Annotated in this window: 15 protein-coding genes; 6 read left to right on the top strand and 9 right to left on the bottom strand. The window is 55.4% G+C overall.

Annotated elements, in window-relative coordinates:
* Positions 1-96: 96 nt before the first annotated feature.
* Complete coding sequence (gene asnB, locus ACPLPM_RS05305; protein WP_424359202.1) at positions 97-1,998, bottom strand: asparagine synthase (glutamine-hydrolyzing); 1,902 nt, start codon at positions 1,996-1,998, stop codon at positions 97-99.
* A 160-nt stretch (positions 1,999-2,158) separates the two neighbouring features.
* Between asnB and ACPLPM_RS05300 the strand changes: the two genes are divergently transcribed.
* Positions 2,159-3,403: a lipopolysaccharide biosynthesis protein gene (locus tag ACPLPM_RS05300; protein ID WP_424359201.1), complete on the top strand. Its 1,245-nt coding sequence runs from the start codon at positions 2,159-2,161 to the stop codon at positions 3,401-3,403.
* Positions 3,400-5,358, top strand: a complete 1,959-nt coding sequence (locus ACPLPM_RS05295; protein WP_424359200.1) for a hypothetical protein — start codon at positions 3,400-3,402, stop codon at positions 5,356-5,358. The genes ACPLPM_RS05300 and ACPLPM_RS05295 overlap by 4 nt, the downstream gene beginning before the upstream one ends.
* Here the strand turns inward: ACPLPM_RS05295 and ACPLPM_RS05290 are convergent.
* The 6 genes from ACPLPM_RS05290 to ACPLPM_RS05265 all read right to left on the bottom strand — a co-directional run bounded on the left by ACPLPM_RS05290 (position 5,338) and on the right by ACPLPM_RS05265 (position 11,747).
* A complete protein-coding gene (locus ACPLPM_RS05290) occupies positions 5,338-6,369 on the bottom strand; it encodes a lipid II:glycine glycyltransferase FemX (RefSeq protein ID WP_424359199.1) in 1,032 nt (343 codons plus the stop codon). The two genes, ACPLPM_RS05295 and ACPLPM_RS05290, sit on opposite strands and share 21 nt — an antisense overlap.
* 3 nt (positions 6,370-6,372) lie before the next feature.
* Positions 6,373-7,395 (bottom strand): GNAT family N-acetyltransferase, encoded by a 1,023-nt coding sequence (locus ACPLPM_RS05285; protein ID WP_424359198.1) that lies wholly within the window; start codon positions 7,393-7,395, stop codon positions 6,373-6,375.
* The gene (locus tag ACPLPM_RS05280) at positions 7,373-8,359 is read right to left on the bottom strand and encodes a polysaccharide deacetylase family protein (RefSeq protein WP_424359197.1); all 987 of its coding nucleotides are present in this window, start codon (positions 8,357-8,359) and stop codon (positions 7,373-7,375) included. The genes ACPLPM_RS05285 and ACPLPM_RS05280 overlap by 23 nt, the downstream gene beginning before the upstream one ends.
* Positions 8,360-8,505: 146 nt before the next feature.
* A complete protein-coding gene (locus tag ACPLPM_RS05275) occupies positions 8,506-9,612 on the bottom strand; it encodes a hypothetical protein (protein ID WP_424359196.1) in 1,107 nt (368 codons plus the stop codon).
* Positions 9,613-9,617: 5 nt separating this feature from the next.
* The gene (locus ACPLPM_RS05270; protein WP_424359195.1) at positions 9,618-10,595 is read right to left on the bottom strand and encodes a glycosyltransferase family 2 protein; all 978 of its coding nucleotides are present in this window, start codon (positions 10,593-10,595) and stop codon (positions 9,618-9,620) included.
* A 168-nt stretch (positions 10,596-10,763) separates the two neighbouring features.
* A complete protein-coding gene (locus ACPLPM_RS05265; RefSeq protein ID WP_424359194.1) occupies positions 10,764-11,747 on the bottom strand; it encodes a DUF1616 domain-containing protein in 984 nt (327 codons plus the stop codon).
* Positions 11,748-12,116: 369 nt separating this feature from the next.
* On the opposite strand from ACPLPM_RS05265, the gene ACPLPM_RS05260 reads away from it, so the two are divergent.
* On the top strand, positions 12,117-13,094 hold the full coding sequence (locus ACPLPM_RS05260; RefSeq protein ID WP_424360039.1) for a GNAT family N-acetyltransferase: 978 nt from the start codon (positions 12,117-12,119) through the stop codon (positions 13,092-13,094).
* A 710-nt stretch (positions 13,095-13,804) separates the two neighbouring features.
* Here ACPLPM_RS05260 and ACPLPM_RS05255 read toward each other — a convergent pair.
* Together ACPLPM_RS05255 and ACPLPM_RS05250 are read right to left on the bottom strand one after the other, a co-directional pair.
* A complete protein-coding gene (locus ACPLPM_RS05255) occupies positions 13,805-15,076 on the bottom strand; it encodes a right-handed parallel beta-helix repeat-containing protein (RefSeq protein WP_424359193.1) in 1,272 nt (423 codons plus the stop codon).
* 385 nt (positions 15,077-15,461) lie between these two features.
* Positions 15,462-17,204, bottom strand: coding sequence for a right-handed parallel beta-helix repeat-containing protein (locus ACPLPM_RS05250; RefSeq protein WP_424360038.1), 1,743 nt, complete (start codon positions 17,202-17,204; stop codon positions 15,462-15,464).
* 952 nt (positions 17,205-18,156) lie between these two features.
* Between ACPLPM_RS05250 and ACPLPM_RS05245 the strand changes: the two genes are divergently transcribed.
* The 3 genes from ACPLPM_RS05245 (at position 18,157) to ACPLPM_RS05235 (ending at position 22,917) form a co-directional block, all read left to right on the top strand.
* Positions 18,157-19,614 carry a phenylacetate--CoA ligase family protein gene (locus ACPLPM_RS05245; protein WP_424359192.1) on the top strand — a complete coding sequence of 486 codons (1,458 nt, stop codon included), beginning with the start codon at positions 18,157-18,159 and terminating at the stop codon, positions 19,612-19,614.
* Positions 19,615-19,780: 166 nt separating this feature from the next.
* Complete coding sequence (locus ACPLPM_RS05240) at positions 19,781-21,025, top strand: lipopolysaccharide biosynthesis protein (protein WP_424359191.1); 1,245 nt, start codon at positions 19,781-19,783, stop codon at positions 21,023-21,025.
* Entirely contained in the window at positions 21,022-22,917 is a 1,896-nt protein-coding gene (locus ACPLPM_RS05235) for a hypothetical protein (protein ID WP_424359190.1), read from the top strand. The genes ACPLPM_RS05240 and ACPLPM_RS05235 overlap by 4 nt, the downstream gene beginning before the upstream one ends.
* Positions 22,918-22,955 lie beyond the last annotated feature (38 nt).

Here is a 22,955-nt window from a genome sequence, read left to right as displayed (position 1 = left end):
GCGTTAGTCCACGTTCACGGGCACATAGGCAACTACCTTATCGGTATCCCGGAAATGGTGGCCAGCACAGCGCAGCGTTCTTATTCCTTCTCACGCTCATTTCACGACCGCCAGCGGCGCCACCTTTACCGGCACTTGCCCGGCCCCCGTGATATCCCGGCCCTCGAAGAAGTGCCGCAGCCAGAGCTCGAGGTTGATCCACTTGAAGATGAGGTCCCCTGCATTTTGGCGGCCGGCGACGTGGTCCCGGAAGATCTTCTCCACCCGGCCCCACTCCCAGTACGGGCGGCTGCGGAAGCTGTCGGAGTAGATGAGGTCCGTGCAGTAGGCCACTATTTTCGGGTCCCGGAAGAAGTCGTCTGCCGGGGCTGCGAACCCGATCTTGTCCTTACGGTCCCTGATGAGGGGCGGGATGACGGCGTCCATGGCTTTGCGGAAGATGACCTTGGTGTTGCCGTCCCGGAGCTTTTCCCCGGCGGGCATTGAAGTTACGGCTTCCACGAGGTCTACGTCCAGGAACGGGGGCCGGGTCTCGATGCTCCAGCGCATGGAGTTTTTGTCCTCCCACCGCATCATCTCGGGTATCGCGGTACTGAACAGTGAGAGGCGCAGGATATCATTCAGGGGTACGGGGTTCCACCGGGGGTCGTAAGTGTCGCCGCAGACCTGTTGCAGGTAATCGTGATTGATCCAGGTACAGAGCCGGGCTTTCCATACCTGCGCCTTGAGGGCTTTCGGCATGAGCAAAAAGGCGAACAGTGCGCTGCTGTAGGTTTTCCGGGAGTTCCGGTAGTAGAGAAGCATCTCCCTGGCCAGCTTTGCCCACCGGAAGCTGCGAAACATCTCGTAGAAATAGTAGCTGTAGTAGTAGACGTAGCCCGCGAACAGCTCGTCGCCCCCCTGCCCGTCCAGCAGGACTTTGGCGCCGTGCTCGTGGGCCAGCTTCATCACCCTGTACTGGGCATAAGGGCTCAACCCGCCCACCGGCTCTTCCTGTGCCGCGACAAAGTCGTCGATGTCTGCCAGGAAGTCTTCGGGGTCGAGTGTGGTGAAAAATTGCCTGGTCCGGGTGACCCGGCCGATCTCCCGGATGTACCTGCTCTCGTCGATCAGGCTGCCAGGGACCACGAATGAGAAAGTGTAGAAGTCGCTCTCGAGCAGCTGATCGAGGATGCATACGATAGCGGACGAGTCGACTCCGCCACTCAGGCAGCTGCCGATGGGCACGTCGGCGAGGGTCCGCTGCCGGACGCTTTCGGTAAAGAGTGTTTTGATGTCGGGCGCAGCATTTGCTGGCCGGGGCTCCCGGTCGTACCACTTCAGGAGCTTGTGCTCGTGGCTCTTCAGGTCGTAGAGGAGGATGGAATCGGTGGCCAGGGAGCTGATGTTTTCGAAGAAGGTATCGGTGCCGTGGTCTTCGAGGTTGAAGGCGAGGTACTCCATGATGGCCTTTGCACTGGGAGCAGTCTGAACCTCATGGCAGAGTATGGCAGTGATCATGGAGGAGAAGATGATCTTGCCGGGGCTGAGGTGGTAGTACAGGGGCTTGATACCGAACTGGTCCCTGGACAGCATGAGTCGGCCGAGGTTGCGGTCGTAGATGCAAAAAGCCCACATACCCCTGAGCCTTCGGACGAAGTCCGGGCCGAACTCTTCGTAGGCGTGAATGACTACTTCAGTGTCGGAGTCGCTTCTGAACGTATGACCTTTCTCGAGCAGCTCCTGCCTTAGCTCCCGGTAGTTGTAGATTTCCCCGTTGTAGGTGATCCATATCGTCCCGTCCTCATTGGACATGGGCTGGTGCCCTTTCTCGGAGAGATCGATGATCGACAGCCGGGTATGGCCGAGGGAGACCGTCTCGTCCCGGTAGATACCGTGATCATCCGGCCCCCTGTGTCTGGTTATATCGTTCATCTGGCTGATCAAGCGCACGTCTTTCCAGTTGAATCCGTTAATACCGCACATGGAGCATACCTTTTCAGTCCGGCTTTCTGCCAAAACATTATATTATACTGTTTATATATAATTGTTGCACGAGGACATACATACCGTCCGTATATTGAACTGGCCATATGACCCTGTACAATAGTTATTTATTTAATAACTTAAATAATAAGCACTTACTAATATCGTTTCAGGTCGATAGCGAGGCAAACGGATGAATGTTCATGTACCTGTATACATACGACAGCTTAGGTGTCACCTGGACGATCCACTGTACAAAAATTCCATTTTTATCTTCACCACAAGAGTCCTGACAGTCGTTGTGGGTTTCATCTTCTGGATGATCGCCGCGAGGCTGTATTCGGTAGAGGACGTGGGACTGGCGGTGGCATTGATCTCGTCGGCGACCCTGATCAACCTGTTTTCGACCCTGGGCATCGAGCATTCCATCATCCGGTACTTCTCTACCTACAGCATGGCCAAGACCATCAACAGCAGCGTGCTCATCGTCACCCTGACGTCGTTAGTCATAGGCGTAGCGTATAGCATTGCACTGATACTGCTATCGTCTAACCTGACGTTCATAAATAACCCGGTCTACCTCTTCATCTTCGTCGCCTTCGGGGTCATCAGCACCATCGCGGTCATCACCGGCAACATCTTCATAGCCATGCGGAAAACGCTGTACTACCTGGTCCAGAACGTGTTCATCTCGGCCAGGGTCCTGTTCCTGATCCCCCTGATCTTCCTCGGGAGCTTCGGCATCGTGGGCTCGACGATGGTCGCCTACATCTTCGCCTTTATCTTCGTGCTCTTCATCCTGAGCAAGTTCATCAGGTTTAACTTCAAGGTAGACAGGGATTACGTCCTGAATTCCTTCAGCTACTCGTCCAGGAACTACGTGGCGACCTTGCTGTCGGAGGTACCGTTCCTGCTCATGCCGGTGATCGTGCTGCATCTGCTGGGAGAGGCCGACGCTGCCAAGTACTACATTGCGTTCTCCATCGGGAGCTTCCTGATGCAGATCACCTATACTATCAGTACTTCGCTGTTCGTGGAGGGAAGCCACGGGGAGAGCATGAAGAAGAACGTGATCAAATCAGGGGTGGCCATCTATTCGCTGCTCGTACCGGCCTTCCTGTGCATCTTTCTGTTCGGCGAATACCTGCTCGATATCTACGGCACAGAGTACGTCGCTTCCTTCGATCTCCTCAAGCTGGTGGCACTGTCGAGCTTTTTCCAGGCGATCTACTCCCTGTATTGCGCCATCCAGAAGGTGAGAATGGGGATGGACAGCGTCGTCAAGCTGAACCTCATCATGTTCTGCCTGTTCCTCGTGCTGTCCTACGTGCTGATGGGAATCTTCGGGGTCACGGGGGTCGGGTATGCGATGGTTATCACGTTCATCGTGATAGACCTGCTAATTATAGGTATCTCTAAGAAGGAGAAGTGGATATGAACCCATTGCTGATCGCCCTGGGGGTAGTGGCGGCAATATTTCTGCTCGCGCTGTACGGAACCAGGTTCTTTACGCGAGACAAGCCGTCGTTCCTGTACGATCTGACCGGCGATACCGTATTATACGCACTCCCGGTTCTGGGCTTGCTCGGCGTTTTTGCTCTGCTGGCCCTGAAGCAGTGGAACCTGCTGGTCCTGGGCACCTACCTGATCATTCCCGTAGTCATCGGCCCCATCCTCTTTCTCGCCTACCGCCGGAGAAAATGCGGAAAAGTCTGGGCGGACGGACAATCGTTCAAGTTTCTGCTGATCATCTATCTGATCACCTTTTCCTTGTCCCTGATCTTGCTCAATATTTATGAGACCAGGACGTTCCTGTACTACGCCCTTATTGCTGCCATCGCTGCGGTGATCATGCTCCAGATCATGCTGTTCAATAAGCGGCAGGTCAGTGTACCTGTCGTCCTGGCCCAGATTTCGATGCTGGTCCTGAACATCATCTGGAGCATCAACCTGAAGTACTACTTCTACGTCGGCAGGACGGACGTCATGCTTCACTCGTGGTACGTCGAGAACATCTTGAAATACGGGTTCGTGAGCAGCGTTTTCGAGGATTACCAGGCCTTTCCCCTGTGGCATATCCTGGCCGCGACGGCTTACAGGATAACCGGCGTGGATTTCCCCGTGCACAATATCATGTTCATCATCATCGGCATCCTCTACGTCGTCATCGCGATCGGAGTGTTTCTCGTCGCCCTGAAGGTCACCGGAAACCAGCGCACTGCGATGTTATCATCGCTCTTCGTATCAGTCTACCCCTACTTTATCCTGATCGGCTCCGAAGCGCTGGCGAGAAGTGTCGTGTCGTGCCTCGGGGTCATCCTGCTCCTGCTGCTGCTCGACAGCAAGATCAGGTCCCGGTTCTGGCTGGCCGTATTTCTGACCGCGGGGATCATCGTTTTCCACACCGTAGCCATCTTGTTTATCCTGACCATCCTGTTCACCATGTACCTGGCGCAGAAGATCTTTGTCAGGGAGCCAGAGTTTTCCATCATACCGCTGAAGTACTTTGCCCTGGCCGTCCCGATGCTGGCGCTGTACTGGGGGTTGTTCGGGAACAGGATCGTCCAGACTCTGCTGTACGATGTCCGAAACCTCGCTCCCTCGTCGAACATCATGGCGTCGGTCATCACCACCCCCGTTAACGAGCTGTTTAACTACCTCCAGTTCGTGCCGTACCTCCTCTTCATCATTGTGGGCACAATAGTTATTCTCCGCTCGAAAGGCCTGAACCACAGGGTCAAGATCATCTGCATAACCGCGCTGGTGCTGGTGCCGCTGACCTTCCCCGGCCCCGCGCTCCTGATTAACAAATTCTTCATGGACGTGGAGATGGAGAGGTTTTTTGAAAACGGGTTCATCTTCATGGGCCTGACTGCGGCGACAGGGTTTTCGGCGCTGTTCATGCGGTCGGGCAGGGCGATGAAAGCAGCCCTGACGCTGCTCTTCGTCACCATGGTTCTGCTGTCGGTCTCGAACGACTTCGTGGCCACCGATAATCCGCTGGTTAAGCGGCCGTTTTTCACCCACTACATTTCCGCGGGGGAGGCTGCAAATATCGAGCATCTGGCGACTATGACCACAGGCTACTTGATGTCGGATTACGTACCTCACCGGTACCTGTACAGCTCTCCGGAAAACTCTAAGACCCACATACTGGAGGTAGACTCCAAAAACCTGACTTTCCTGAGGAACAGCGGCGAAGACCTGCTGGTCATCAGAGCTCAGGAGCTGGAGGGCAGGCCGCTGTACGTATCTGCGGCGGAGGATGGGAACTTTGTCTTTTCACCCAGCTGGCGCAACACGGTTTACTATACTGAAGACTCGCCCCTGTGGGATGACCTTGGCCAGTACGACAGGGTCTACGACTCTAACTCAATGCGAGGGTATAACTGATTTGATCTTCGCTGCAAAGCTTTTGGTCAGTACGTTCTTGTAGGCCCATTCCGCTGCAGCGCCCAGCGGGTCCTTTTTGCTGGCCACGAAAGTCTGCCGGAGCGAAGGGTTAAACTTCGACTTGTACAGGCACAGGTGTTTCAAGCCCGCCCCTTCCAGCTCCACTTCCCGGAGGCCCTGCTCCTTTGCCTGCCGGATGAACTCCCACTTCAGGAGCTCGTTGCCCGGGATAGCCTTCCGGAGGTTGATCTCCCCCAGCCAGAACATCAGGCTCCCCTTGTAGGTGCAGTTCACCGCTATGGAGACAATCTCCTCCCCGGCATAGGCGAAGTACATCTTCACGTGATCCGGAAAAGCGTCGAGAATATCGTTCAGGTACCCGGGGCTGAGGATCGGAGACCCCATGCCCCGGCTGTCGAACCGGTCCCGGGTGATGGCGTAGAACGTCTCCACGTCTTGAGTCTGCTCTATCCTGAGGCCATATTTGTCGCCCGTCCGGATTTTCTTCTTGCAGTCGGGGTCGAAGCCATCCAGAATTTTATCCAGAGGCCTGCTCAGGTCAAGGTAGTAGGTGTAGTTGATCCCGATGTCGTACCCCGCCCACATGAAAGGCCTGATGTCGTCGAAGCTAGGAACCGCTGAGACAGAGATATAATTCGGCGCCAGTTTTGCCAGCTCCCGGCTGACGTCCTCGAAAGCGCCATTCAGGTAGCCTTCTTTTCGCTTCTGCCTGAGGCGGTGATACTCAGGGCTAAAGACGGGGCCGAGATAGGGGACGCACGCCCCTGGCGGAGGGGAAAAGACCAGCTTCAGCCCTTTGAGCGACCGGACAAACAGGGGGCAGACGCAGACCAGCTCGTTGCCCCGGCGAACCCCGAGGGGAAGAAGCCGGTACCCGGAGTGCTTCTCGACGATCTGCAGGAAGTCCCACCGGTGAAACAGCATGCCGTCAGGGCTCTCTTCCACAAATTCGTCCCACCGGCTCCGATCCTCCAGCAGCTCCACGGGCATGGCCTACTCACCCTCTGGCAGGCGTCCCAAAACCGCCGCTGATCGGGCTTTCGCGAGCGCGATGTAAGCCCATCTGGCGCAGGTGCCGAAGACATCTTTCCTGGTCACGGTGTAGCACTTTTCCAGCGCGGGGCCGAACTTCGACTTGAAGGGAGTCAGCCGCCTGGTGTGCCCATCGTAGATCTCGAACCGCCGGAGCCCTGCTTCTTTCGCCCTCCTGATGAGCTCCCAGATCAGGTACTCGTTGTGGTGCCCGTTGGCGCTTCCCAGCCACAGGAGCAGGGTATCCCGGTATTCGCAGGTCACCTGGACGCCGGCGACGCCGGGGTCGTACAGGAAGTACATTTTTACGCTCCCGGGGAAGGTGGCCAGGATATCCCGCAGGTACTCGTGACTCTGGCTCCCGAAGACGGAACTCTGGCCTTTGAGCCGGAGCCTCTCGTCCATGATCTGGTAGAAGGCCTGCGTATCCGTAGCCTGTCGGATCTCGGGATCGCCCCGCTCGCAGTGCCTGATCCTCTTCCTGCAGTTCGCATCGAAGCCTTCCCAGATTTTTTCCAGCGGTTTGGTGAGGTCGATGACATAGGTGTATTTGACGTCTGCGTCGTACCCGCTCCACAGAAAAGGCCGGACATCGTCGAAGCCCGGGGCGGCGTCCACCGAAACGTAGCTTGGGGAGAGACGGGCCAGCTCCCGGTTGATCTCCTCGATGGCATCGCTGAGGTAGCTTTCTTTTCTCCGCTGCCTGAGACTGTAGTATCCGTGGCTGAACGCCGGGCCGAGATACGGGACGTTAGTCTGCAGGGGTGGGGAAAAGACCGCCTTCAGGCCGCCGTAGGATTTGTAAAACAGGGGAAAGAGGCAGACTGGCTCTTCGCCCCGGAAGGTGGCGTACGGAAGCATCTTAAAGCCGGAGTAGCTCGCGATGATCTCCAGAAACTCCCACCGGTGAAACAGCGTGCCTCCGGGACTTTCGGCGACAAATTCATTCCACCAGCCTTTGTCAAAGATAGTTCTGGCATGCATAGGCGACCCTCGTCTTAGAGATCTCTTCCGCGCTGGTCATCCAGGCATTTTTACTGCTGCAGTAGTCCAGTATTTTGCGGTACAGCCGCTTCCACTCTGCCCGGTAGGGGGAGCCAAAGACGGTATTGTGCCAGAGCAGGGTGATGACTCCGTGGTAGCGCTCGACGGTATCGACGAGCAGCTTTGCCTTCTCCCACGCCCGGGCCGGCGAGCCGGCGTAGCTGAACAGCGTGCGATCCATGATGGTCAGGGGGATTTCCACAATGTCCACCTCCCTGCCGAGCTTCAGGTTAAAGGGCTTGAACGGATGGCACATGCCGTTGCGGAAGCCGACCATGTTGTTGTAGCCCAGAGTAGTGTCGTATTCGAACCCGGCCCTGGCCAGCAGCTCCCAGGTGTCGGGGATCTTAAAGCACAGGTAGTGGTTCCTGTAGCCGGTCACCTTTTTCCCGAGCACGCTTTCCAGGTTCCTTTTTTCCTCCAGGATCTCGGCCAGGTCGTCAAAGGCGTAGTAGCCCCCGTGGAGGCCGATATCCCAGCCCTTGTCGGAGATGTAGCCCAGCTCATCCTCGAGGGAGCGCAGGTCGTAGAGGCCGGAGCCTTTCTTGCCCGGACACCGGGCCATGAAGTAAAAGGTCGACTTTGCGCCGTAGGCTTCCTCGATCTCCATGATCTCGTCGAAGTTAATGTAAGTGCCCGGCCCTTTCCGGGCTTTGTTCGGGAAGAGCTCCTTTTTGAGCCCGCCCAGATCCATACCCCGGAGGAAATGGAGAGAAGACAGAGCCCTGTGGGGGATGGTGGGATAGATGATGTCGATGTCATGCGTCAGGCACACGGCGAACTTTCGGTCCCCGGGATAAGTCACGTCCAGCTTGTTTTCGACCAGGTACCGGGAGACGGCGGGCTCAAGAATCGAGTCCCTGTCATGGGATCTGTAGTAGGACTTGTATCCGTCGTGCTGCATCAGAGGGTACTCGTGCCTCAGGGTATACAAGTTCCATAGCCCGGGGTTTTGCCTAACAGACGACATATCGATCGCGGATTTTTTCCTGATAACTGCAGTTGTTCTTATGCCATACTACCAATACTAACAGAAGCCTTGCCCGGCTTTCAGCCGGGACCTGCCGTTGCCGATAAAGGCTGCGTGACCGGTTGCCCGGCGACCGTGGCGCTCCCGGGATAGTTCTCGATGAACCAGACCATGTAGGAGGTCATGTCGATCTTGTCCTGCAGCAGCCTCTCCCTTTTCGCCTTCCACCTTTCCCGGAGGTCAGGCTGCCTGACGAGCTCGACAGCCTTTGCGATCGCCTTCCCGGGTTCGACAAAGTTGTAGAGCAGGCCATACCTCTTCTCCAGCTCCACCCAGTTGCCGGCATCGTTCTTGACGAAGGTCATGGCCCGGACAGCGGGCGTGCCCAGCACGCCGGCCTCGGTCGTCGTGGTGCCCGTGTCCGTGACCACCAGCTTCGCGAAGCTGATGACGTCGTGGATCCTGTGCTTGGGCACGGGCAGGAGGCGGTCCCTGATCTCTTCCGGGACTCCCCCGTACGAGGAAATGAAGACCGGCACGTACTTCTCAAGCTCTTTGACCAGCCTGATCTTATCGGCGCTGCTGAAGCCGGAGATCCCGACATCGTGCATGGCGTCGAACGCGTTGAACCGCAGCAGCGCGTAGTCAGAGCCTTCGGGAAGGCCCAGGAGCCGGTAGATGCCCCTGTCGGGGCTGAAGTGGTTTGGGTGCAGGTAAGCGAGCTCCTTGTAGCTGGGTACCCGGATCTGCTTTTTACCCAGCGCCTGCCGGAAGGACGAGGGTGTCACCAGGGCGCCGGTAAACCTGCGGAAGAAGTTGAACGGCACCGCGTAGGATGCCGGATAGATCATGGGCTCGCCGTCGCAGAAGGTGATGTCGGGTACGTTGAGCATGCGGGCCACGCACGTGCTGTAGATGCCGAAGCCGGCGATGAGGTCGAGCTTCTTGTCCTGCAGGTACCGGTAAGCCCTGACTATGTCGCCGGGGAAAGAGGTGACCCGGGCCGACTTGTCCGGGGTGGAGGAATACGGATAGTACGGGATATGCAGCCCATCCAGGAGCTCATAGGTCACCCCCTGGTTACGGGCAACAATGAAGACCTCGTGACCATTACTTTCTAGCTGCCTTACGATGTTCTTGTAAAAGTGAGTCTGTCCGGCCGTGTTGATGAAGACGCCTATTCTCATAACGTTCACCTGTGCTCCGTAACATACCTCAGTACGAACAGCGCAAAGAGACAGAGAGTCCCCAGGATGAGGCTGAAGATACTGACAGTATATCCAATGGCGAGGTCGAGGGTCAGGAGGTTACGGCTCAGCAGGATGTAAGCGAGGCCCGAAGTGCCCATCAGCAGTAACGCTACTCCGCATAGCAGGTACGCCAGCCCGCAGCTCTGGCGGAGGAGGGTTTTCAGGATGGAAACGGTGACGCTGAAGCCGTGGATAAGGGGGTTAAGGGTGGACCCTGCGACATCGTACCGCACGTTGATCTGGATTTCCTTGATCCGGAGGTTAGCGTTAGTCGCCTCTATGAGCATCTCGCTCTCGATCCCCATGCCTTTCTGCAGGAACGAGAAGCAGTCGAAAGTCTTCCTCGAAAAAGCCCGGAAGCCGTTCTGGCTGTCGGTGAGCTTCTGCCGGGAAGCCGAGTTGGTCAGAAAAGTGAGAAACTCCTGGCCTATCCGCCGGTATCCCGGCACGTTGTGCCCGGCCTTCGCCAGGAACCTCGAGCCGTTGACGATGTCGGCCTCGCCCTTCAGGATAGGCTCGATCAGCAGAGGTATCTCATCCGGGTTATGTTGCCCGTCCCCGTCCAGCAGGACCAGTACATCTGCTCCGGCAGCTTTCGCATAGCTGAAAGCGGTTTTAATGCTGGCCCCTTTTCCCCGGTTGACCTTGTGCCGGATCACTCTGGCTCCGGCAAGCCTTGCTACCTCGGTGGTCTTGTCGTTCGAGCCGTCGTCGATGACGACGATGTGATCGGCATAATGCTGGGAGCGCAGCACCAGGCTGCCTATAGAGATCACTTCGTTGTAGCAGGGGATGACAACCACAATCCCCATGTTTTTCAGGGGGTCGAGAGAGAGTGTGCCCACCGCGTCGTGCATGACGATGTTCCCGTAGTCAGACGGAAAGGCACTATCAATTGATTGTACTGCAGCCGACGCCATCTCTATAACTCTCCCATTTATCGCCTGTTAATTATATACTAATATTATATATAAATCATTTTTCATGATGAGGATGGGAAAAGAAGAATGAACCCCGGCCACCATCACCGGTGGCCGGGCTCGAAAACCTCCCGCCCATTTTGACACCAGCCCCGGAGGGATCAAGACTCAGGGCGTGACAGTCGCGTTTGTTTCGACCGTAGCGTTGCCTGAAGGCGCCGTCACGTTGACCCACAGGTTACACTCGCGGTACGGATCCGCCGGCGAGCCTTCCATGTACAGCAGGAACTTCATGTTCTGCATGTCGCCGATCCGGTCGGGAGTCAGGTTGATGGTCTTCTCCATCGTCTCGTTGTCGGCCAGCACCATGTGATCGAGGAAGATCCGGTGAGACTGGCTGCCGTCGTTGAGGGTGACAGCCAGATCGTATTCCTTGGACATGCCTTCCTTGTTCACGATCCCTATGATGAGCGGCTTTTTATCGCCCAGGGTAAAGTTCGTGGGATAGTTGCTCAGCTTCCCTTCCGGCCCATAGATGTAAAACTCGGTATACTTGTCTGCCTGGTAGGGCATGATGACCAGATAGCCGATAACTGACAGGATAAGGACGATCGAGCAGATCAGCAGCCCCGATATGATCACGTCGCTCCGCTCCTTGCTCGCGGGGAGAATCAGCTTTTTGACCTGGGTGACAAAGGCCCCGAAGTCTACGCTGAAGCGCTGCTCGACGGGCAGGGACAGCCTGCGGAGAAATGCAGCCAGGAGACAGATCAGGAGGAGAGCAGTGACAGACAGGACTATAGTGCTGGTCGTGATACCCCAGATCGTGTAGTTCAGGAAGAAGCCCAGGAACGGTACGAGGATGATGCTGAGCCCCACCGACAGTACCGCCCGCTCCAGGCTGCCAAGGTCACCCTTTCCGGGATAGAGTGCCGCAATGAACGCGTAGCCGGGGAGGAAGAGGACCGTGATAAGCCCCAGCCCAAACCGGAGTATGTTGTGGTTGAGAAAAGGCACGTAGATAAAGACAAGCATGACAATAGCCAGCCCTAAGACAATGGCAAGATCATTACAGGTATCAAACGTCTTTCCGGAAAAGCCGGAGCCGGTAGTCGAACGTTTATTAAATAAGCTGTCGCTGTTCTGCATCATATACTCACCTGTGGAGTCAACACATCTTATATGAAGATATTAATATTAATAGTTTATTATAGATAGACTTGCGGAGTAAGAGCATGGCACGCAGACGATATTCACCCAGGTGCCGGAACCCCTTAAATCCACGTGCTCGGGAGCAGTATCATTAACAGCAGGTCACGACTGGGCACAGTTTCGTTACCCCTTACCCCGGGGCACCTGCAGAACAGGGCTACCCCGGATAATCGGCAAAAATATTATATATTATAGTTATATAATTATCAACAAGATCATTGAATAGTTGCCGTGCATGCGAGACCAACAGCCGACACGGCAGTATACGCCCGGCCGCACTACTGGCGGGCGAGAAGGTAGTTGAACAAAATGGAGTTCATACCAGTACCCGGAGAGGACATCGAGAGCTACGATCTGCTTGTGGACGAATCGGCGGAAGGGACGCTCTTCCACAAGAGCTGGTGGTTTAAGATATTCGAGGACAGCGCCGGCATCAACGCCAACCGGGTTGAGCTGTTCGGAGCCTACCAGAACGGGGAAATGGTAGCGGGGTTTCCGGTGCCATACAGGAAAAAGCTCGGCGCCCGGTGGATCATCAACCCCCGGCTTACCCCCTATGCCGGGGCCGTATTCAGGCCGGACGGCAACAAGAAGAGCCACACGGAAAATTCCTTCAGGAAGGACATCAACGCCAACTTTGCCCGGATCATCAAGCCCTTCGGCACATGCCTGTATTACCCGTTCAACGTGAACAGCATCGACCTCCAGCCATTCTTATGGTCGGACTACTGTCCCACACTCCACTATACGTATATGCTGAAGCTGGACAGCCTGGATACAGTCTGGAATAACATCTCCAGGAAGCGGAGGAACGACATTAAAAGCTCCGTGAAGAACGGCTTTCAGGTCACGACAGGAGACATTTCGAACTTCGTCCGGCTGAACGACCTCACCATGGTGCGGCAGGACCACGGCCGCATCACAGGCCAGATGTGGGAGAACATCTACGCCCAGTGTAAAAAGAAAGAGTGCGTGGAAGTGTTCACCACCTATAGTAACGGGGAAGCCCTCGCGAGCCTGATGCTCGTCTGGGACAAGAAACGGTCCTACTACATCGGCGGCGGCATCGACGGCAACTCCCGGGGCGGCATGCCCATGCTCATCTGGGAAGCGATAAAATATACTAAGGAGAGCCTCGGATTGAACGAGTTCGACTTCGAAGGCTCCACCGTGCCCGGCATCGAGTTCTTCTTCCGCAACTTCGGGGGAGAGTTGCGTCCCTTCTTCGGGATTAAGGATCGGAAAGTGGAGCTGGCAATGAGCATCATCAATATGGTCAAGAGATAGTGTGAGCATAAGGGGTGAGACAGCAAAACGATCGCTGCGCTGTGCCGGCGTCACAGATTCCACAGATAACGACTGATTCCACAGATGGAATCCGCGGATTGGTACAGATAACACAGATACCGGTTGAAAATTGTGATTTTATTGTCGTTGCCACAATCTATGGGCATCCCCCCGAGCCTCTGCACCTCATGGCCTCCCCCTTAAATTTTCTCCGTTTCCCCCCTGTGCCTCCCGGAGTATAGGGAGGATTTAATCATGGTAATTCCTGAAGCCTGTTATGGAGTGCCCGTATCATTTACACGAAGTACACGAAGTACACGAAGTACTCAAAGTTCGATAAAACGGCTGACTGCAAACCAATTTAAAGTAGAACTTCGCGTACTTCGCGTACCTTGTGTACTTCGTGTAAACGGTACCTGACTCTCAGAGATACCGGGAATCACCATAAGAAACTATCCTCTCTAACCTTTCCATTCTCTCCGACCTCCTCTCCTACCTCCTTATCCTCTCCTACCTCCCACTTTGAAAATCCTCTCACACCTCCCGGGAACTCTCCTACCTCCCGAAGATTTTTTCATAGGCTTTACTTGGAAACGCCCTTTTTCAAGACAGAATCAATCCGTGGATTCTGTCGAAATCTGTGGAATCAATCGTAATCTGTGGAATCTGTGACGCCAGCACAGCGCAGCGATCGTCTTGTTGTCTCTCAGTTAAAGCGAGAGCAGGCTGCTTATAGTCCTCCATAGCCACGAGAAAAAGTCCTCCTCTTCCCCGGGCCTCGGGGTGGGCAGGGCGGTGGCGTCTACGCTGGTGCCGGGGGTCGGGGTGACGGCGGGCTCTTCGCCGTAGTAGTTGGCGCGCCGGTCGTTGTCGCTGACGGTGCTGCCGGCGCCGGACGGGTAGAGGTTGTTCTCGTTGTCGTGCAGGTAGTTCTGGGTGATCAGGTTGTCAGTCGACTTGTAGAGCCGGATGCCGTAGGTGCTGTCGTAGACGTTGTTGTGCCGGACGATGTTGTCCCCGGAGCCGAAGAGGTAGATACTGTCTTTCCCGCTGGACACCAGGTTGTACTCGATGAAGATGTTGCTGCACTCGCCCGCGACGAGGATGTTATCGACGCCGTTGCGGACGGTGTTGTTGCTGATGACCGAGTCGTGGGTGCCGAAGTCGAACCGGATGTTCACGCCCGAGTCCACCGCTGTGTTGTTGAACACGGTCGTCGTGTTGGAATAGTAGACCTTGATGCCGTAGTAGTGTTTTCCCACATAGTTGTCCCTGATGGTAACGTTGGTGCCGTAGCGCATGCCGATACCGTCGCCGCCGCTGCGGCTGGACGCTTCGTTGCTCTCGATCCGGTTATCGCTGATCAGGGTGTCGGAGACCTGTTCCAGGTACAGGTCGATCTCGGTGTTGTCGTCACAGGTGTTGCCCGAGATGACGTTCCCCCGGAGGTTGTAGCCCTGTATGCCGAACTGGTTGTTCTCGGCGTAGTTGTTCGTGATGACGTTATCGTCCGAATAGTGGATGTAGATGCTGTCGCCGTGGTTACCGATCAGGGTGTTCCCGGTTACCAGGTTGCGGTCCCCGTGATCGAGGTGGATGCCCTCGTTGCTGTCGGTGATCGTGTTGCCTACGATCTGGTTGTCGTTCGACTCGATAAGGATCGCTGACGCGTACTTTTCGGAGTTCTTGACCACGAAGCCTTCGAGCCTTACCCCGTCGGCCGTGATGGTGATCACGTCCCCTGACCCGCTCCCGTAGATGACCGGTAGGCCGTTGCCGCTGTCCACGCCCTTCAAGGTAACCTGCTTATCGACATGCAGGTCCTCCCGATAGGTGCCGCTGTGAACCAGTATTGTGCTGCCCGGACTGGCGGCGTCGATAGCGCTCTGGACGGAGGAGTAACTCCCGCCATCCCCCACGATCAACGATTCCGAAGCAAGGCTACATGCCGTAGCCAGGAAACCCAGTGACAGGCAGACCATCACGAGGATAAACAGACAACGCTTAACAGGGATAATCGCATCTCCTATGTAATATAATATACTCTTTATAAATGAAGGCTTATCAAATAAATAATTTGCGATTGGGGAGCAAGAGCAAGTAACAATTGGAAGACGGAGACCTTCAAAAAGCGGACGAACGCTGGGCAGTGCATTTCTGATTGCTCGCGTGACGTGAGACAGCAAGCCGAACGCTGCGCTGTGCCACGTTCACGGGCACAGAGACAACTGTTTGCGGGTATCCGGGAAATGATGGCTTGCACAGCGCAGCGTTTGTCATCGCTAGCGAGCCCGGAGATACCACGGGGCATAGTACCCGAGAAGTTCTATGTTAAAAAAGAGAAGGTGAGGGGATTATCCCCTCGCTTTACTTGACGTACAGCACGTAGTTGACCGTGTCCTGGACACCCGGCTGGGTGGTGGACTTGACCTGGACGTTCACGTGGTAGGTGCCTGCCGTCGCGGGCGTGATCTTCACGAAGCCGGAGCGGAAGTCCGAGGGCTGTACGGTGTTGGTCTCGTACATGTTCACCGTGTACCACGTGGACGGGATGCCGGATACTACGACAGTGTAGGTGTCAGCGTTGGCCCCGATGTTCTTGTAGTAGACATCCTGGGTCAGGGCTGTGCCCCTGGTGACGCTGAACTGCTCTATCCTCTTCACGTCGTTGTTGTAGTGGGCCATGGTCCTCATGTTGTCCACTGCGAAGGCCGGTGTGCCGGGCTCCGGAGCCGGGGTCGCCGTCGGGGCGGGCGTCGGAGTCGGGGTTACGGGCTTAGGAGTCGCCGTAGGAGTCGGGGTCGCCGGCTTCGGGGTGACGGTGGGAGTCGGAGTGGCCGGCTTCGGGGTCACCGTCGGGGTCGCCGTCGGCTGCGTGCCGGTCGAGGTCACGTAGTACGTGTGCTTGGCCATCAGCGGGTAGGAGTCGGTAGCGCCGCTGTAGGTATAGCTGGTGCCGCCCACGCCGTTCTTGTCGCTGTCAGTGCCAGAGTAGGCCGTCCAGTAGTTGCCGAGCTTGCTCGAGTAGCTGACCCCGTTGTACTTATACGAGATCGCGCTGGGAGAGCTGTAAACGTTGCCGGAACCGGAAGAGTACACGGACTTAAGGTCGTTCAGGTAGACCTGGTTGTTGCTGCCGGAAAGGTAGACGCCGTAGGTGTTCTCCAGGAAGTTGTTACCGGTGATCTTGTTGCCGGAGGTGCCCTGGGCCCTTACGCCATACGTGTTGCCGGTTGCAGTGTTATCCTTGACGATGTGATTGTTGCAGTTCAGGATGTAGACAGCCTGCCTGTTGTTGGACAGCGTGTTGCCTTCGACCGTGATGGCGCTGGCACTGCTGTTGATCAGGATACCTTCGACACCGTTGCTGACTGTGTTGCCCCGGGCGACACAGTTGACGGAGTTGAAGTCGAACCGGATGTTGCAGCCGGAGTCCTTGACGACGTTGTTGGAGACAGTGGTCTTGTTGGAGTAGTAGACCTTGATACCGTAGTAGTGCTTGCCGACGGTGTTGCCGTCGATGAGCATGTTGGTACCGTACCTCATGCCGATGCCGTCGCCGCCCTGGTTGCTCGCGCCGGCGTTCGCGCCGACACTGTTGCCCTTGACGGCACCATCGGAGACTCTCTCCATGTAGATGTCGATCTCGTGGTTGGTGCTCAGGCTGTTACCAGAGAGGGTAGCGCCCTTCGTATCGAACATCTGGATACCGAAGTAGTTGGAGTTGAGGGTGTTGCCGCTCACGGTAGCGTAGTTAGCGCTGGTGAGGCGTATGCCGTCGCCGCTGCCGCCGGTAATGGTGTTACCCTTGATTACGACGTTGCTGGCGCTGCTGACGAGGACGCCGTGCTTGGCACCCTTAATCGTGAAACCCTGAACCGTAGCGCCGCTGGCGGTTACAGTGATACCGTTTCTGCCGCCCGGGCTGATGACAGGGGAGCCCGATCCCTGAAGGATGACATTCTTGTTTAACGTGATGCTTTCGGAGTAAGTGCCGCTGTTGACGACGATAGTGTCGCCCGCGACTGCCGCGTTGATAGCGGACTGGATGCTCGTATAGCTGCCACCCGAGCCGACCGTGATAGTTTTGGCGACGGCGGCCGACGGCATAAAGCTCAATAACGACACCAGGACCAGTGCGATCAGGGCCGTTGATAATATCCGTTTATTAATTATTTTCACCACCTGTTTTTACGTTTTGCCACCCGGGCCGGAAAATCGGCAGATGCAAATACATTGTTCCCACCTTTGAGAACCAGCGTCCGGATGATGGTTTCCTTGTCTGTTGGTTAAAGAGCAATCTTATATATACTTTTTACTTAGATTGGTAAAAATTTTTCACTATTTACTTAAGAAAGTAGAACCAATTCTATAACCTATATAAGTGGTAGATAAGATTTACAGTAAGTTTAGGAGAAAAATGGCCTGCGGAACGATTGGGCTATATCGGGACGTACCACCTCAAAGGCTGGTCGTTCAAGAACTTTCAGATAATCTACCACACAACGTACAAGAACGCTGCGCTGCGCATACCCGATTGCCAATATGACGTGAAACAGCAATACGAACGCTGCGCTGTGCCAGAAACACAGATTACGACTGATTGCACGGATTACACAGATACTATCGATGAGAAATAGATAGCCTGTCTATTACGTTTATTCAAAAGTCATCTGTGAAATCGGTGCAATCTGTTTCAATCTGTGATCCTGGCACAGCGCAGCGTTCGTCATCGTTCACGGGCACAGATACAACTGTGTGCATGTACCGGGACATAGTGGGGGGCACAGCGCAGCGTTCGTCAGCTTTCGGGAGAGAATTTGACACGTCCCACTATTCGATCGGGCACTCGCCCAAAAAGTTCCAGCAATGATCATCTACAGGCCAGGAAACAAAAGAGTTAAATATATATTTTGATATATAAACAATAGTTCAATAATAACTACCTTAGCATACGTCCGTGTAGATACCGTAAATGAGACATATTCGGGGGTCTCTGAGGTGCGGTGGGCACCCGTTTGCTTGGAACCAGAACAGCCTATCCTTCCGGAGCAGAATTTTCATGAATGCCCAAAAGATGCAGACATCCGGTAACAGCGGTACCTTAAACAAATATTTGTTTATCTTTACGCACGAAGTCGGAGACCTGGAATTTTATCCTACCTACAGCAGGCTGGTAAGATCCCAGTGGAAGCCCTATGCGGATTTAAAGGCCGAGCAGGAGAAGCAGCTCAGGAATATCATTTATTACTCGTACTATAATATTCCATATTACCACCGGCTTTTCGACAGCCTCGGGCTGAAGCCGGAGGCGATCAGGACGCTGGAAGATCTGCAGAAGCTGCCGATCCTCACCAAAAGCGTGATCCGGGAAAACTGGGAGGACTTCAAGCCCCTGCACCTGAACGGGATGAAGTACCAGGAGGAGACTACCGGGGGCTCGACGGGCACCCCGTTCAAGTACCGGATCACCAGCCACGATCGGTTTTTGAGTGGAGCCATACTGTACCGGGGCTGGGGCTACGGTGGCTACGAGCTGGGCGACAAGACGATCTTTCTCGCCGGCACTTCGCTGGGCGTCGGCACGAAACCATATCTGGTCAAGCGGTTCCACGAGATCGCCCGCAACCTCAGAAAACTCTCGTCCTTCGACATGGACGACAAGGGCATGCGCCAGTTTGTCAACGTCATGAACACGTTTAAGCCGAAGTTCCTCCGGGGCTACGCCTCCTCGATCTACTTCTTCGCGAGGTGGCTGGAGGAGAACGACCTCAAGATTCACCAGCCCCTGAGCGTGTTTACCACCTCGGAGAAGCTGTATCCTCAGATGAGAGAGAAGATCGGCAAAGTGTTCGGCTGCGACGTGTACGACGGGTACGGGCTGAATGACAGCGGCGTCACAGCCTTCGAGTGCCCTGAGCACAAGGGTATGCACATAGACACCGAGAGAAGCATCGCCGAAATTGTAGACGAACAGGGCCGCCAGCTCGCCCATGGAGAGGGGCGGATCGTCGGGACCAGCCTCCACAACTATGCCATGCCCTTCATCAGGTACGATACCGGCGACATCGGCCACCTGCTCGAAGAAGAGTGCCCTTGCGGCAGAGGCTACAAACTGCTGAAGGAGATCTGCGGCAGAAGCGGCGATCTCCTGATCACGCCCGAGGGAAAAGCCATTAACTCCCTCTTCTTCGCGACCATCTTCGACGAGATCATGTCTGTGCGGGAGTACCAGATCGTCCAGGAGAAGCTGGACCGGATTGTCGTCAGGATATCCACCAGCAGGGATTTCGACCAGAAGCAGCTCCAGAACATCGTCCAGCTGATCAAGGCCAGAAGTCAGGGCTGGAACATCGAGTTCGACATCGTCGACCGCATCGAGAAGACCCGCGCCGGCAAGTACAAGTATGTCATCAATAAGGTGATGAACGAGCAGGCCCTGGGTAAGATTGCCTGTTTTCCAGTCCTGATGAGCTGGATGCTGGATGCATCCTCCCTGGGCTTGCCGGGAATACTGTAACTTGAGGATACCGCCTGTGCGGCTTTCGTTAAGGCACCGATCTCAAGCAATTTTTATCTGACAGAGCGTGCCGCAATACCCACAAAAAGGCATACGTAAGCACAATTTTTACCATATGCTTGCTATGGAAACAATTATATACTAAGGTGATTATAATTTATGTGGTATGGAACTAGCTGACGTGAAACTGGCGGGATTTGTCAGGAAAAGCCTGAACATCCAGCTCTACAAGAATTCCTTCTTCATCATCACGACCAGATTCCTGACGGTGGTCACCGGATTCGTCTTCTGGCTGGTCGCAGCCAGGCTATACTCCCTGGAAGACGTGGGCCTGGCAACCGCCTTGTTCTCGACGTCCACCCTGATCCTGCAGTTCTCCACGTTCGGCCTTGAAAGCTCCATCATGAGATTCTTCGGGTCCCACGACAAGAACAAGGTCATCAATACCAGCCTGATCGTGACCACCATCTCGGCGTTCGTCTTCGGGCTCATCTACATCATGATAGTGGGCGTCGTTTCCCCCGGCCTGGGCTTCATCCAGGAGCCCCTGTACGGGATGATCTTCCTCTTCTTCGTGGTCATCAGCTCGGTCGTGATGGTGACCGGCAGCGCGTTCGTGGGCCTGAGAAAGGCAGAGTACGCCCTGTCCCAGAACATCGTGCTCATGTCCAGGATCGTGCTCCTCCTGCCCCTGCTCTTCCTGGGCGCGATCGGCATCCTGTCCGCCATAGGGATAGCCTACGTCCTGGTCTGCATCCTGGTCTTCTACCAGATGAGCAAGTTCGTCAGGTTCGCGTGGAACGTGGACTACGGGTTTCTCCGGAAGTACAAGACCTTCTTCTCCGGTAACTACATCTCCAACATGCTCTACAACGCCACGTACTCGATAACGCCCCTCATCGTCCTGAATATTCTCGGCGAGGCAGCCACGGCGAAATACTACATCGCTTTTACCATCGGCTGCTTCTTCTTCCAGATACCCTACTCCGTGGGCACGTCGCTGCTGGTAGAAGGCAGCCACGGTGAGTCGCTGAGGAAAAATGCGTACAGGGCGCTGGGCATCATCTACGCGATCCTGATCCCCGCCAACATCTTCATCTACTTCTTCGGGAGTTCGGTCCTGGCCCTGTTCGGAGCGCAATACGTCGAGTCTACCGATCTGCTGAGGATCATCGCGTTCTCGAGCCTGTTCTTCGCGCTCTACGCGCTGATGATACCCATCCAGAACGTGAGGATGAAGGTGAGAAGCGTGCTGACCCTGAACGTGGTACTGTTTGTGCTATTTGCGGGGCTGTCCTGCATTTTCCTGATCTACTTCGGTATTGTCGGAGTCGGCTATGCCATGCTGGCCACTTACCTGATCATGGCTTTGATCGTCCTCGGCATCATCAAAATGGAAGGTTGGTTATGAGCTTGTTAACCCGAAACACGGAAGTGAACTTCGGACGGATTGGGACCGCAGCCCTGTATCTGCTCCCTGTCGTCGGTATAGTAGGGATTATCGCCACGATAATCATGGGCCAGGTGAACTTTTTAGTTCTGAGCACTTACCTGATATTGCCTTTACTGATTGGTTCGATGCTCTTCCGGAGCCTGAAGAAGCAGGAAGAGACGTACAAGAGCCTCGATGACAGCTCCTTCAAGCTTTTACTGATAGCCTTCCTCCTGTGCTACACGATCTCGGTCATCCTGCTGACCCTCAGCGAAGTCAGGTCCTTCCTGTACTACCTGACGATAGTGACGATGACGCTGACGGTGCTCCTGGAGATACTGGGCTTCGCTCCGGCCCGGGAAAAGATAGCGATCATCCTGGCGCAGATCATGGTGCTGATGCTGAACGTCAACTGGGGAGTAACCCTGAAGTACTTCGAGTTCATCGGCCGGACAGACATCATGTTCCACAACCAGTATATTACCAGCCTGCTGCAGGCCGGGCACGTGACTGAGGTATTCTTCGACTACCAGGCGTTCCCCCTGTGGCACATCCTGAACGCGGCCATATACCTGCTAGGCGGAACCCAGTTCGATACGACCAAAGTCATCGCCATAGCGGGAGGCCTTATCTTCCTGTGCCTGCCGGTGCTGCTATACCTGATCACGCTGAGGCTGTTCAAGGACCAGAGGCTTGCCATGCTGGCGGCGCTGCTCGGGTTCTTCTTCCCGGACATGACCTACTTCACCATGTCGGGCATTTCCAGGTGCGTGGCCTCGCTGATGCTGATCTTCCTCCTGTACCTGATGATCGATAACAAGAACAAGCATAAACTGCTGCTGATAGGGCTGGTCACGGCCGCGGTCATCGTTTACCACTCCATCTCGATCATCTTCGTGGTGCTGATCCTCGCGATGCTGTACATGCTGCAGAAGGTCCTGCTCAACAAGGAAGAGCGGCTCAATAAGCTCAACCTCTGGTACCTCGTAATCACAGCGGTAGGTACGCTGGCCTACTGGGCGGTGTTCGGCAGCATCCTACTGCAGGAGCTTTACACCAACATCGTGGTGCCAGCTCCGTCAGGGGTGATCACCAAATCGATCATCACCGCGCCGACTACCGAGGCGTTCAACTACCTGCAGTACATGCCTTCGGTGCTCTTCATAGTGATCGGCATACTGGCCGTGCTGCTGACCGGCAAGTTTGACGCCCGGAGCAAGCTGTTTGCCCTGGCTTCCCTGCTGCTCATGTGGCTGACCTTCCCGGGTCCCCAGTACCTCGTGAACAAGCTCATGTACAACTTCGGGATAGACCGGTTCGCGGAATACACTTACCCGATACTGATCGTCGTTTGCGCCGCAGGCATCGGAACGCTCTTCTACAGGTCGAACAAATTCCTGCGGGCATGCGTGATCGTGCTGTTCGCAGTCTGGGTCATGCTGTCCATATCAAACGACTGGGTCGCCTCGGATAACCCGCTGGTAGAGCGGCAGTTCTACACCTACTACCTGACCCAGGACGAAACTTCCGCCTTTAACCGCATAGCCGAAGGCGCAACGGGGCTGGTCATGGCCGACTACATCCCGATGAGATACCTGGACAGCTCGAGGCATGGCGACAAAGTGAACATGCTGGAAGTCACCGGCAACAGCTCTCAGTTCCTGCTGCACGGGCCGGGTGATGTCATGGTGATCAGGCACGGGGAGCTGGAAAAGAGGCCGCTGAAGATAGCCAGGATCGAGGAGGATACCTTCAAGCGGGTACCCCGGTTCGATACGTTTGAATACGCCAACTCCGACGTGGGCATATGGAGCACCCTGAAAGAGCACAACAAAGTGTACGACTCCGCAACCGTAGGAGGGTATATCTAAAAATAGCCGGCGGGGCTGCCTCGGGGGCGGCCCTGCCA

Origin of the sequence: Methanocella sp. MCL-LM (assembly GCF_049676595.1) — an archaeon.
Taxonomy (GTDB): domain Archaea; phylum Halobacteriota; class Methanocellia; order Methanocellales; family Methanocellaceae; genus Methanocella_A.
This window is presented reverse-complemented; position numbering and strand designations above follow the sequence as displayed.